This is a genomic window from Aquirufa esocilacus, from assembly GCF_042715595.1.
GTDB lineage: Bacteria > Bacteroidota > Bacteroidia > Cytophagales > Spirosomataceae > Aquirufa > Aquirufa esocilacus.
Genome location: NZ_JBBKXX010000001.1, coordinates 694,491 through 708,927, shown reverse-complemented (window position 1 = coordinate 708,927; position 14,437 = coordinate 694,491). Strand labels below are relative to the sequence as shown.

At 41.3% G+C, this 14,437-nt stretch carries 8 protein-coding genes; 7 read left to right on the top strand and 1 reads right to left on the bottom strand.

The window, feature by feature from the left end; translation table 11 throughout:
- Positions 1 to 5: 5 nt before the first annotated feature.
- Positions 6 to 2,117, bottom strand: a complete 2,112-nt coding sequence (locus tag SKC37_RS03045; protein ID WP_377980049.1) for a penicillin acylase family protein — start codon at positions 2,115 to 2,117, stop codon at positions 6 to 8.
- 105 nt (positions 2,118 to 2,222) lie between these two features.
- Here SKC37_RS03045 and SKC37_RS03040 point away from each other — a divergent pair, with 105 nt between their 5' ends.
- The 7 genes from SKC37_RS03040 to SKC37_RS03010 are packed head-to-tail and all read left to right on the top strand — an operon-like array spanning position 2,223 to position 14,329.
- Complete coding sequence (locus tag SKC37_RS03040) at positions 2,223 to 4,622, top strand: TonB-dependent receptor (RefSeq protein ID WP_377980048.1); 2,400 nt, start codon at positions 2,223 to 2,225, stop codon at positions 4,620 to 4,622.
- An 8-nt stretch (positions 4,623 to 4,630) separates the two neighbouring features.
- Entirely contained in the window at positions 4,631 to 7,984 is a 3,354-nt protein-coding gene (locus SKC37_RS03035; protein ID WP_377980047.1) for a HEAT repeat domain-containing protein, read from the top strand.
- Between the two features lie 16 nt (positions 7,985 to 8,000).
- Positions 8,001 to 8,348 carry a hypothetical protein gene (locus SKC37_RS03030; RefSeq protein ID WP_377980046.1) on the top strand — a complete coding sequence of 116 codons (348 nt, stop codon included), beginning with the start codon at positions 8,001 to 8,003 and terminating at the stop codon, positions 8,346 to 8,348.
- A 49-nt stretch (positions 8,349 to 8,397) separates the two neighbouring features.
- The gene (locus SKC37_RS03025; RefSeq protein ID WP_377980045.1) at positions 8,398 to 10,878 is read left to right on the top strand and encodes a YbcC family protein; all 2,481 of its coding nucleotides are present in this window, start codon (positions 8,398 to 8,400) and stop codon (positions 10,876 to 10,878) included.
- Between the two features lie 7 nt (positions 10,879 to 10,885).
- Positions 10,886 to 11,323, top strand: coding sequence for a hypothetical protein (locus SKC37_RS03020; RefSeq protein WP_377980044.1), 438 nt, complete (start codon positions 10,886 to 10,888; stop codon positions 11,321 to 11,323).
- Positions 11,266 to 12,750 carry a proton-conducting transporter transmembrane domain-containing protein gene (locus SKC37_RS03015; RefSeq protein WP_377980043.1) on the top strand — a complete coding sequence of 495 codons (1,485 nt, stop codon included), beginning with the start codon at positions 11,266 to 11,268 and terminating at the stop codon, positions 12,748 to 12,750. The genes SKC37_RS03020 and SKC37_RS03015 overlap by 58 nt, the downstream gene beginning before the upstream one ends.
- A gap of 1 nt (position 12,751) precedes the next feature.
- Positions 12,752 to 14,329 (top strand): SulP family inorganic anion transporter, encoded by a 1,578-nt coding sequence (locus SKC37_RS03010; RefSeq protein ID WP_377980042.1) that lies wholly within the window; start codon positions 12,752 to 12,754, stop codon positions 14,327 to 14,329.
- Positions 14,330 to 14,437 lie beyond the last annotated feature (108 nt).

Sequence of the window (14,437 nt, the reverse complement as noted above, 5' to 3'; positions counted from 1 at the left end):
AAATATTAAGGATGATAGGAAGCAACCGCGTGCTTCAATACGTCGCTTTTATAAAAATAAATATCCTTAAATTTCCCTTCCGCATACATTTGACCTTGATCGAAGAAGTGAGGGGAATTAGGACTACCATTTTGACCGCCTGCTAACAGCGAATAAGCCTTAATTTTAGGGCCAAATTCCACCGCCGCAATAAAGCTATTGCCATTTACTCCATACCATTTTTTCGAACCTTGAATCGATCGACTCGTATAAGAGGGCAGCTGTCCCCATGCGGAAGAGGAAAAGGGTACGGGAATACTCGCTTTAGAATCATCCATTTGCAAGGCGTCACCATTCGAAATACGTTGAAAGCGATTCAATTCACCCCAAGCAACCCGCCAAGTGCCAAAATCCTTATTTAAATCCGCTAAAACTTCCCTTAAGGCTTGCACCATTTCTGTTTTAGCCCCCGTTTTCGCATAGCTTTCCATATTCTCAACAACCTCCGTTTCTCCTCCAAATTGCTTAGGCTTAGGTATTCTAGGCATAATCTTCAGTCCCCAACGAATGGCGATAGTTTGAGCCACAGAACTCGCAGAAGCAGTATAATCCCATTTTTTCAACTCCTGAACTACCTCTACTAAATCCGATTCATTTCCTGCCGCATCAATAAGAGCTGGTAGTAAAGTTTCGAAAGCCATCAAACGTCGATCGTAACCTAATCCAATCAAACCCTGCAAATCCAATTTGCCCGTCTGAGAAAATAAACGAACCGCATTTCGATCGCGGAAATTTTCGCCGTCTGGCGCCATATAAACAGGATAGTCTGTGCGAAGCGGACTCGAAGTTCCTGAAACGGTGAAAGGAGTGGAGTTGCAATTTTGAATCCACCCAGAGACGGGATTATATACGTGAACGATTTCGGCAACAGAATGAAGTCCTTTCCAATCGATTTGGCTAGAAGAACCATCCTGAGGAATGCCCCAGTCTTTTGAGCCGTCTCTTCGGGGAACGTAATTACCGTGCCAATAAGCGATATTACCTTTATTATCTGCATAAACCGTATTATTCGAGGTATTCGCCCTCATGTCCATCACACGTTTATAATCTGCCAATCCTTTCGTTTTCGTGCGCAACCAGCTTTGCATTAAGCTCTTTCGAGATCTATTATAGGAACGAACAGAAATCCATTTGCCATTTCTTGCCGCTAAAACGGGACCTCGGTGATTAAAATAGGCCTTGATTTTACGTGATCCCAAGGTGATAATTTTCGTTTGAAAAGGAATCCATTTACCATCCAATAGGTATTCCATCTGTCCGTTCCGCGAACGGGTTGTCTCTATATAGGCATCCGCTACATCGACTTCTGAGGAGGTATGCATCCAGCCATTGTACGGATTAAATCCTTGATAGACAAAGAATTGACCCCACGTTACAGCTCCATACACCGATAAGCCTTCCTCACTTACTACGTGCACTTCAGGACGGAAATAAAAGGTCACGTGCGGATTAATGTAGAGTAAAGAATGACCTGATTTAGAGAGGGCAGGGCCTACTGCGAAGCCATTCGAACCCGTTAATTTTTCGTCTGGAGTTTGGTATTTCACACTAGCGACTTGAGCTGGTAAACCATAGAAAAGAGCTGTTTCTTGTTCTGTCACATCTCCCGTAGAAATAGCTCCAATGGATCCATCGGTCCATAATAGGGGATACCAAGGTTCAAAATGGGTTAATAATTTAGGTTTTACTTCCGGATGCTTTTGTAAATAATAATTGATTCCATCGGCGTACGCGTTTAACAATTTTTTAAGCCAAACAGGGGAGGTTTTGTATTCTTCTTTGGCCTCCTTTTCATCAATTAATAACTTGATATAGAGGTCAGAAGCTAATTCCTTTTCTCCTTTAACCTCAGACATTCGACCCAATTTCTCAATGTAATTCATCTCTACTCGGGCAAAATCATCCTCACATTGCGCATACATTAATCCAAAAACGGCATCTGCATCTGATTTTCCATAAATATGTGGAATACCCCATTCGTCCCGATAGATTGTCACCCGCTTCGCTTGCGCCTCATAAGAATCAGCTTTCGAGTAAAAAGAAATAGTTAATAAAAAGAGAGTAACGAATTTTTTCATAGCTGGTCGATATATCTGTTAAAAATAAGAATAAAATCGGGTCAGGAGGGTATAAACAATGTAAAATTGTCTTTCTAACTTACAAGAATATTCTAAACCTATTGTATGAAAAACGTTTGGCTTCTTCCGATTCTACTAATATTGTGCGTTTCTAGCCTATTTGCTCAAACAAAAATCAAGATTCAAGGGGAAGTGAACGTCCCATTTTCTAGCATTCGTATTTTTAAGGGCACTTCACTGGTGACTGGAACGATTGGGAATGAAAAGGGAAAATTCGTAGTCGAAGTAGCACCAGGAACGTATGATCTTTTGATTGAAAGCATTGGTTATGAAGCTTTGAAGATGGCTAATCAGTCATTTACATCTTCCATTAATTTAGGTGTCATTACCGTTAAGGAAAGTAATCAGACCTTGAATGAGGTGGTGGTGAAGGGCCAAAAAGCCTCCATGGAACTCAACCTCGACAAACGGATCTTTAATGTGGGGACTGATTTAGCGAACAAAGGCGCAACAGCATCTGAAATATTAGGGAATTTACCATCCATCCAAGTGGATCCAGAGGGAGCGATTAAACTGCGAGGAAGCGATAATGTCCGGATTTTGATCGATGGAAAACCCTCCACTTTAGCAGGAATTAATGGATCTTCTGGCTTACAATCCTTGCAAGGGAATCTAATTGATAAAGTAGAAATCATTACGAATCCCTCGGCACGTTATGAGGCAGAGGGAATGGCCGGGATTATCAATATCGTGCTGAAAAAGAACCAAAACCAAGGATTCAATGGGGCCATTGAAACGACGACAGGGTATCCGGAGAATTTTGGAGGAACTGCCATCGTGAATTACCGAAAAAACAAATTCAACTTCTTTATCAATTATGGTGTTTTCTACCGTAGAACACCTGGAAGAGGCAGTATTTACCAAGAGGTGTATACCGGAAAACAAACGAATTATTTAGAACAAAGGTCTCAAAACAACGTCACGGGATTAGTGAACAACGTACGTGGTGGAGCAGACTATTTTTTCAACGATAAAACGATTTTAACGGCTTCCTACATCTTCAGACGCACAGATGTGCAACGGATAACCGATTATAATTACCTAGATTACAGAGGCAATCTATTCAATTTATATAGTGACACGTACCGCCAACAAGATGAAAAAGAGGCAGAACCGAATGGAGAATATGCCCTCACTTTCAAGAAAAGCTTTGCCAAAAAAGGAAAAGAATTTAGCGCCGATTTACGCTACTTAGATTATTGGGAAAGATCAGATCAAACCTATACTCAAAATGGAAAGAAACCAGACGGATCCGCCTTTCCTGAACTTAACAAGGTTCAAAAAGCTCTAAACGATGAATTCGAACGCCAATGGATTCTACAAGCGGATTACGTAAATCCAATTGGTAAAGACGCCAAAATTGAAATGGGGCTTCGTACTAGTTTCAGGAATATGATCAATGATTATATTGTGACAGAACAACAGCCATCAGGACAATTTACCATAATCCCGGGCTTGAAAAACGTATTTAATTACAAAGAAAATATCTCGGCAGCTTACCTGATTTTTGGAAACAAAATGAAGCAATTTTCTTACCAATTCGGGTTAAGAGCGGAGACAACTGACATTCAAACGGAACTAGAAGAATCGAAGGAAAAGAACCCAAGGAATTATGCAAATTTGTTTCCTAGTGCCCATTTTACGTATACGATCACTCCAGACAATTCCTTTCAATTAAGCTATTCCAGACGGGTGAGACGTCCTACCTATAATGATTTAACTCCTTTTGTTACCTTTTCTGATAACCGAAACTTCTTCTCTGGTAACCCCAATTTAAATCCTGAATTTACCAATTCATTTGATTTAGGAAACGTACGTTACTTTGATAAGGGAAGCATTAGCTCGTCCCTTTATTACCGTCAAACCTTTGGCAAAATCGACCGATTCAGAACTGTCGATACCTTGGGATTTGCTAAAACCTTACCCGTTAATTTAAGTGATCAACAGTCGATGGGAGTAGAAATTGCCAGTTCCTATTCGTTCACAAAAGCCTATAGAGCTGATTTAAGTTTTAATGCCTTTAGAGCAATTACGGATGCTTCCAATATAAATGCCGCATTTAAGGCTGACACTTATTCTTGGTTTGTTAGACACAGCTCACGTATAAAAATAGGTGCGGTGGATATGCAAGTAAGAGCTAATTATGAAGCTCCGCAACAAACTCCCCAAGGAACGCGCGGGTATATCGCCTGGGCTGACTTTTCCGCATCTAAAGATATTATGAAAGGAAACGGGACACTTAGTTTAAGTATTTTAGATATATTTAGCTCTCGAATTAATCGATACGAATCACGATTCTTAGAACCAACAGATGGTTCTGGCTTTTACACTCGTGGGGAATCCCAAGGGCGATTAACTTCACTTAATTTAACCTTTAATTACCGATTTAAAACGACTAAACAGGCTGCGAAGCAACGCCGCAGCTTAATGGACGAAGAAAATTAATAACACTAATGAAAAGAATCATTCTACTTTCTTGCACCGCTTTAGCGCTTTTTTCTTGTAGCAAACAAGGCAAAGACGACACCTACAAGATCATTTACGAAGATCAGACAAAGGTGGTTGAAAACGCGAAAGCCATCAAAGACAAACAACCCATCAAGCTCATTCCAGGTCTTAAAATCAATTTATGGGCCTCCGATTCCTTATTGCAAGATCCCGTTGCCATCGCAGTGGATGACAAAGGGGCGATCTTTGTCAATAGTACGAATCGAAATAAGGCGTCAGAGTTTGATATTCGTGGGCACCGCGATTGGATGACCGAGTCGATTGGTTTCCAAACGGTGGAAGATCGCAGAGCCTTTTTACGCCGCACGTTTGCTCCAGAAAACTCAGCCAAAAATGCCTGGCTACCAGACATGAATGGCGACGGATCTCACGACTGGTTAGACCTAAAAGTAGAGAAAGAGGAAATATATAAAGTAGAGGACCTGAATGGGGATGGCTATGCGGATCAATCCACCCGTGTTTTCAACGGATTTAACGAAGAAGTAACGGATGTTGCCGGCGGTTTATTAGTACGCAAAAAAGATGCATTTGTGGCCATAGGACCAGATTTGATGAGATTAAAACACAAGGGAGGTCAATGGACAAAACCTGAATCGATTTCGACCGGTTATGCTGTTCACATTGGTTTTGGTGGGCATGGTATGTCTGGCGTTACGGAAGGACCTGACGGAAAAATCTATTGGCAAATCGGAGATATTGGTGCGAATATCACAGCTAAAGACGGTAAACAATACAAAAACCCAAACTCAGGAGTCATCGTTCGTTCAAATCCAGACGGATCAGAATTCGAGGTTTATGCGAGCGGATTGCGTAACACACACGAATTCGTTTTTGATAACTATGGTAATTTAATTAGCTCTGATAATGATGGAGATCATCCAGGCGAAAGTGAACGTTTAGTGCATGTGGTGGAGGGTTCTGATGCTGGATGGCGCTCGAACTGGCAATATGGAAAATACACTGATCCACGGAACAACCAGTACAAGGTTTGGATGGATGAGAAATTATTTGTCCCTCGTTGGGAAGGCCAAGCAGCCTATATCATTCCACCAATTCGCAATTTCCACAATGGTCCTACGGGGATGCTTTGGAACCCAGGAACGGCTTTAGGGAAGCGCTGGACCAATAAATTCTTTTTAGTCGAGTTTGTGGGAAACGCGAATATGTCCCATATCTGGTCCTTTGACTTAAAGCAGAAAGGGGCTTCATTTGACTTCAAATCAGAAGAAGATGTGGTGAAAGGGATTTTGCCTACCGGTATCCGTTTTGGTCCTGAGGGAGCATTATACGCGTCTGATTGGATTTTTGGATGGGATACCAAGAACTATGGTCGCATCTGGAAAATCGATGTAGACGAGAAAGAGAATGATTTGAAAGCGGAACGCGAGCAAACCAAGAAATTCATACAGCAGGATTATGCAAAGCAAAGTTTGACGCAACTATACGATTTATTATTCTATGCGGATCAACGTGTTCGTTTGAAAGCGCAATATGAACTGGCAGAAAGAAAAGCAACAGCTATCTTCGAGAAAGCGGTTCAACAAAAAGAGAATCAATTAGCCCGTGTACACGGAATTTGGGGATTAGGCCAAATCAAAGCAGCGACTGCTATTCAGCCACTATTAGGCGATACAGACGAAGAAATCGTAGCGCAAGCAGCTAAAGTATTAGGGGATATTTATGATGCATCCGCTGCTGATCAACTACTACCATTAGTGGCATCGACTAACCCACGTGTTTCTTTCTTTGCAGCACAGGCTTTAGGTCGCATTCGTACAGAAAAAGCCATTCCATCTTTATTGAAATTAATCGAAACGAACGCAGACAAGGACCTGTATTTGCGTCACGCAGCGGTTTTAGCCTTAAGCAGAATAGGGCAGGCGGAACCCATGTTAGCTTTGCAAAATTCGCCAAATCGTTCTTTGCGAATCGCGGCGGTACTCGTGTTACGTCGTTTGGCTCATCCAGGAATTGCGGGATTCCTACAAGATTCGGATGAATACATCGTTGCGGAAGCGGCGAGAGCGATTAACGATGATGAATCTATTCCTGCAGCTTTGCCAGCTTTAGCGGCGACTTTAGCTGATTCGCGATTTACGTCGGAGGTAATTATTAGAAGAGCCATCAATGCGTGTTTACGTGTGGGCTCGGCGAAAGAGATTGATTTATTGATTGCTTATTCTGAAAGAACGGGAATTCCTGAATCTTTGCGTGCGGAAGCCATCGCGACCTTAGGTTCTTGGGCAAATCCATCCGTGATGGACCGAGTGGATGGACGCCACAGAGGTGCTTTGGAAAGAAATCCAGCTGATGTGATTGCGCGTATTCAACCCAAAATTCCAGGATTCTTGGCTTCAGAAAATCCAGATGTCTTAATCGCAACGGCTAAATTAGTAGCAGAGTTACAACTGAAATCATTTACGGAGATTGAAATCAACCTTTTTAGAAATAATTCAAATGCGAAAGTAAGGGCAGCTTTATTGAGTTCTCTGGCAGAACTTCAAACACCTCAATTAGCCTCAATCTTAGAAAAAGGTATCAGCGATGAGGACAAAAATGTCCGCGGTATCGCCTTAAGCAATTTGAACAAAATTGAACTAAGTGCCGCTGAATTACCAGCGATCACCAAACCAATTTTCGAAAAAGGATCGCTTACCGAGCAGCAATCGCTGTTGCAAAGTATGGCCAAAATGAAGCCGGCTAACACCTCTGCTATTTTAGCCGATTTGATTCAGAAAATGGTTGATAATCAATTGCCCTCTGGAATTAAATTAGACCTTATGGAGGCAGTAGAGGCCAATAATGAGGAGAAATTAGTGGCAAAACTCGATGCGCTAAAAGTAAAAGGAACGTTAACAGACGAGTTCAAAGAAGCTTTGTATGGCGGTTCAGTGGCGGATGGACGTAATATCTTTAATTATAATTCAACCGTACAATGCGTACGTTGTCACATTGTAGGTGGAGAAGGAACAAATGTTGGTCCTAATTTAAAGGGAGTTGCCTCCCGATTAACGAGAGAGCAATTGTTACAGGCTCTGATCGAGCCGAGTGCGCGCATTTCTCCAGGTTATGGTACCACGAATTTCGTATTGACAGATGGACAAGAAGTTTCAGGTTCCATTATTTCTGAAACGGATGAACTAGTGCAATTAAAGACGAATGATGCAGAACCATTACGTATTCCTGTTACGCGCATTAAATCAAGAGAAAACTTGCCATCTGGTATGCCACCAATGGGTTCTTTGATGAGTAAACGAGAAATTAGAGATGTGGTGGAATACTTATCATCCCTAAAATAAGCGTATATTTGTTGAAATGAAGCTAAACAAAATATACTTATTGTTCATCTCACTCTTGTTTTTGACGTCTATGGCGTCGAAAGTACAAGTGGATGGGGTGCAAGCTTCCATTCAAAAAGAAAAATCACAACAAATCCATAAAACCGAGTCATCTGACTATGGTTTTATGGATTTTTTATTCGAAGAGGATACGACAGAGAATGAGGACGATAATTTATTTACTCCTTTTGCTTTACATAAAGTCTCTTCGCTTTTTTCACCTGTAGATATCTCCATTTCTAGGGCAAATACAGGTTTTCCTACTAAGGCAATCGCCTTTTTAAAAACACCTATTTTCTTGACTTTCAGAAATATTAGACTGTAAAAAAAGCCTACGATACTATCGTATTTTTTACATTTTAATTTATTTGAATATGCCAACCTCATTTGATGAGCATCATGTGATTCATGAACTGAAGCACTTTTTGCCAGCACAAGCCCCATTAATGGACTTTGTGCACCACAATACCTTACATGCATTCCAAAACCTAGCGTTTCACGAAGCATTAGCCACCGCGCATGTAAAACTAGGTTACCAAGTCTATTTCCAATTAGAGACCTTTCGATCGATGTATCAAGAAGGGCGAATCTCGGAGGATATTTTAGAACGAATTTTATTGGATAAAAAGGGAGATGCTGAAACTTGGAAGGGAAAATTACTATTTGGTGAATATCCTAGCATTGAACCTGGACGAGTGGGAGCCTTACGTGGAATTTGGAAAACAACATTTGGAATCGACTTGGATTCCTTAGTACATCCTACCTTATTTCGAATCATTGGTAGCTTTTTAGACCAAGGTATTTCCATCTGGAATTTCCCTTTAGAAGGCAAATCCTTTTTAGAAGCGATTCGCACACTTGAAAGCACCAGTTTCGCGAGTATTTTCTACAATAAGGAAACGAAAAAACTCTTATTGGATCCTGAATTGAGTATAACGGACTTGCTTAAGAAAGTTGTGGGGGATAAGGAAGAACTGTATGAGCAGTATTTATACGATCAACAGTTTTCTCACCAGGGATGGTCAGGAATGGTTTCTACGGTAGAAGATTTGCCTCAGACCCTATTAGATACCCGTCTGATTAAGTTAGAAGACTTAATTCTATTTGAATTATTGTTAGAGTTTGATGCGCTGAACTATAAGTTAAAGCAATCCTGGTCTCCAATTGGCCATTTCGCGACAGAGAAAATTATTCCCTTGCATGATCCGATTGCTTATTCGGAAAAGTTGGATGTGTTGAGTCTGTGGCAGGAAGCCTTTGAATGGACCTATTATGATCAAGTTTTAAAAGGCTTGCAAATGGAAAAGGTGGACTCCATTAAACCGCATTTGAAAAGCTTCCAAGCGATGTTTTGCATTGATGACCGGGAATGTTCGTTTAGACGTCATTTGGAGGCATTAGATCCAGCCTGTGATACCTATGGAACTCCGGGATTCTTTTCTGTGGAGTTTTACTATCAGCCGGTAGGTGGTAAATTTTATACCAAACTTTGTCCCGCTCCAGTTACCCCTAACTACTTAATCAAAGAGGAGGGAAGCGAGAAAAAGTTAAGAGCAGACCTCCATTTCTCGAAGCACAGTCATAATTTCTATACAGGTTGGTTATTTAGCCAAACACTTGGATTTTGGTCTGCAGCTAAGCTTTTCGTTAACCTATTCAAACCGTCGATGAGTCCTGCGACTGCGTCTTCATTGAAACACGTAGATAAATTCTCGACCATTCGGGTGGATTACCAAGCGATGGAGAATGGACTTCAAGTAGGGTTCCAAATCGAAGAAATGGCAGTAAGAGTTGAAAACTTATTGAGAAGCATCGGCTTAGTGGACAATTTTGCCCCTATCGTTTATGTGATTGGTCACGGAGCCAGTTCGGTGAATAATCCACATTATGCGGCCTATGATTGTGGCGCATGTTCAGGACGTGCTGGTTCAGTTAATGCCCGTGTCATCAGCCAAATGGCCAATAAACCAGAGGTGCGTGCGATTCTAAGTGAAAAAGGAATTCATATTCCGGAAACGACGGTATTCGTGGGAGGTTTACGTGACACGACTCGCGATGATGTCGTTTTCTACGATGAACAAATCACGTATGCAGATTATAAAATCAAGCACGCGGAACACGTAAAATTGTTTGAAAAGGCTTTAGATAATAATGCCAAAGAACGTTCAAGACGCTTTGAGTCCATCAACACCTCAGCGAGATCAAGTGACATACATGAGAAAATCAGAACCCGTTCTGTATCCATCTTTGAGCCTCGTCCAGAACTAAATCACGCAACGAATGCCTTGTGCATCGTGGGTCGAAGAGAATTATCGAAAGGGGTTTTCTTAGATCGCCGATCGTTCTTGAACTCCTTTGATTACCGCGTAGATCCCGATGGAACGTATTTATTCAACATTTTGAAAGCAGCTGCACCTGTGTGTGGTGGAATCAATTTAGAATATTACTTCTCTAGAGTGGATGGCGAGAAATTAGGCGCAGGGACGAAGTTACCGCACAATGTGATGGGACTTTTTGGGGTGGCCAATGGAATCGATGGTGATTTAAGACCGGGTTTACCGGCTCAGATGACCGAAGTTCACGACCCCGTTCGTTTGTTGTTGATCGTGGAGCACTTCCCTGAAATTGTATTGAAAACCATCCAAAAGGCCGAAGAAACCTATGAATGGTTCATCAATGACTGGGTGAAACTCGTGTCGATTAATCCAGAGACGAAAGAGTTGTCTGTATTTGAAAAAGGGGAGTTTAAGCCTTACGAACCGCTAACAAAGGATATCCAAGAGATTGATAATTTGGATGAATTATTAGCGTCGTCGCAAGAAAATTTCCCTGTGTATCTACTCAATCAAAATTAATCCAACCATGAATTTAACCCTCCATTTATTTATCTGGGTGCCTATTTTCGGCTTTTTGGTGAGTTTAATTTTACCAAAAAAGAACGAGACACTCATTTCTGTTACAGCCTTTAGCACCTTAGCGATTCAATTAAGTCTCGCAACAGGATTCATCGCTTATTGGCTTTTTACTGGCGCTGAGACGATACAAATCAATGACATTATCCTCTTTAAAAACGAGGAATATGTCTTCCAAATTGATTTTCTATTCGACAAAATAACAGCGGTCTATTTGCTTGTGGGAGCCCTATTAACCTTTATGGTGACCTTGTATTCTCGCTATTATTTACACCGCGAAGCAGGGTATAAGCGCTTTTTTAACACCACGCTTTTTTTCTATGTGGGTTATTGTGTGACAACACTTTCTGGCAATTTAGAGACATATTCATCGGATGGGAAATTCTAGGAATTTCGTCTTTCTTACTGATTTCATTCTACCGCGAACGTTATTTGCCGGTGAAGAATGCGGTGAAAGTATTCTCTATTTACCGTATTGGCGATGTGGGAATTATTTTAGCAATGTGGGCGAGTCATCATTTATGGGGCCAAAACATTACTTTTTCCCAATTGAATAATGCTGAATTGGTTCACGAGCATTTGCAAACACATAGTATCATCGGGGTATTTATCTCCTTGATGTTTTTACTATCTGCATCGGCAAAATCAGCTCAATTACCCTTTTCATCTTGGTTACCGCGCGCAATGGAAGGTCCTACACCGTCTTCAGCTATTTTTTATGGTTCACTTTCGGTGCATATCGGGGTCTTTTTAATGCTCAGAACGTTCCCTTTTTGGGAAAATCAGACTTCTGTGCGAATTCTAATAGCAGGATTAGGCTTATTGACGGCTTTAGTGGCGACTGGAATTGCCCGAGTTCAATCATCGGTGAAAAGCCAGATTGCCTATGCCTCCATTGCGCAAATAGGCTTGATCTTCATCGAAGTTTCACTTGGGTTTGAAAAATTAGCCTTGTTCCATTTCGCTGGTAATGCGTTTCTACGAACCTATCAATTATTGGTTTCGCCATCCGTGGTTTCCTATTTGATCAGAGAACAATTCTACCACTTCGAGCCTAGAGCTCGTTCTATTGAGCGATTTTTGCCTCTAAAATGGCGTAATACACTCTATGTACTCTGCCTAAAGGAATGGAATTTAGATTCGATGTTGTACAAATACCTGTGGAATCCAATGAAATGGGCAGGCAACAAACTGAATTTCCTAAATGGAAAACGTTTGATGGCCTATTTTGTACCTGCTTTTGGCATTAGTTATTACCTGATCAATGAAAACCAAATGAACGCCACCGCTTTACATTGGCTACCAGTTGTGTTTGCAGGAATCGGCTTAGTGCTCGTATTCAAATCCTTTACACAACGCAGAAGTATTCGTTTAAGCTGGATATTAGTGATTATGAACCATTTCTGGATTGCTTTAGCCATTTCACTGAATGAGAAATTTGATTCTTTTGAGTCAGTGCTTTATTTAAGTGGCATTATGGTGTCAGGACTTGTGGGATACTTATGTTTGCAACGTTTGTTTCAGCAAGAGGGGAAAATGACCTTAAATCGTTTCCAAGGATTATCAGAAAACCATCCCAAAATTGCGCTAATCTTTTTGTTAGCATGTTTAGGCCTGACCGGATTTCCGATAACTCCCACGTTCATAGGAGAGGATTTAATCTTTTCACATATTCACGAAGATCAATTTTTACTAGCAGGCATCGTATCGCTCAGCTTTATCCTGGATGGATTAGCGGTGATACGTATTTATGCACGCATTTTTATGGGTCCTAATTATAGAACCCATGCTACCTTTTCAAACAGATATTTTTAAGATGAAGAATATACCTAAAGACGGCCTAGCTGGATTAAAAGAGAACTATGCGTCAGACGCAGCCTCTGGATTTATTGTTTTTTTATTAGCGCTTCCCTTAAGTTTAGGGATTGCTAAAGCATCGGATTTCCCTCCGATTATGGGTTTACTTACCGCCATCATTGGGGGTATCGTTGTCAGTTTATTTAGTGGATCACGTTTAACCATAAAAGGACCTGCAGCTGGATTAATTGTGATTGTGGCGGGAGCAGTAGCTGAATTTGGCGGAGGAGAACAAGGCTGGCACTTAGCCCTAGGAGCGATGGTGGTAGCGGGTTTAGTCCAAATCCTTTTCGGGGTATTCAAACTGGGTAAATTGATGGATTTCTTCCCACTTTCTGCCGTGCATGGTATGTTAGCAGCGATTGGATTAATCATCATAGGCAAGCAGATTCCAGTATTTTTAGATGTGAATCCGATTCTTGCAAAAGGGAAGGAGCCATTAGAATTATTTGCTTCTATTCCCGAATTTATTGCGAATTGGGATCCCAAAGCGACTTTAATCGGTGCGATCAGCTTAGTCATTATGATGGGATGGCCTTATATTAAGAACCCGATGATTAAAAAAATCCCTGCGCCATTAGTTGTTTTAGCGATTGCGATTCCGGCAGAATTAATCATGGACTTTCAAACCACTGAACCAGGATATGCCCTTGTTCACATTGGGAATTTGGTAGATAATATCAAATTGAATGCCTCTTTTAAAGGCTTCACTCAAACTGGAACGTTTATCAAGTTTGTGATAATGTTTGCCCTAGTGGGTACATTGGAATCCCTTTTGACGGTAAAAGCCATGGATATGTTAGATCCCTACAAACGTAAATCAGATGCGAACAAAGATTTGATTGCAACCGGTATCGGGAATACATTGGTCGCGTTTTTAGGTGGTTTACCAATGATCTCAGAGGTAGCGCGTTCATCCGCTAATATTGCGAATGGGGCCAAAACACGGTGGGCAAACTTCTTCCACGGATTCTTTATTTTAGTATTCGTCTTATTAGCCGCTCATTTAATTGAGTTAATCCCGAATACAGCATTAGCAGCCATGTTAATTACAGTGGGTATCAAGTTAACCCACCCGAAAGAATTCATCCACACCTTGGAGAAAGGGAAGGAGCAACTATTGATTTTCTTAGTGACCATTATTTTCACGTTAGGAGTGGATTTATTGGTGGGAATTGGAGCTGGTATTTTAACTGAAATACTAGTCAATCTATTCAACGGAAAACCTTTAAAAGCCATCTTCAGCGCACCTACAGAGGTTTCATTCACGGATGACGCTTACCTTGTCGAGATTTCTGATGCCGCGGTATTCACAAATTACTTGGGGATCAAACGTAAACTAGAAGCCATTCCATCCGGATTCAATGTAACAATTGACCTTTCCAAAACGCATCTTGTCGATCACTCCGTAATGGAAAATTTCGAGCACTTTAAGCACGATTATGAACGCGGAGGTGGATCTGTGACTATTATAGGGTTAGATTCACACAAATCGCTCTCAGGTCATAAGGCCGCCGCAATGAAACGGAAGAAATAGTACGGAGGGATTTAGTCCGGAGGGATTTAGTCCGGAGGGAATGAGTCCGGGACCTTTTTTTACTACGGACTTCGGACTATCGACTCTTTTCCTAACAATAAACCGCCC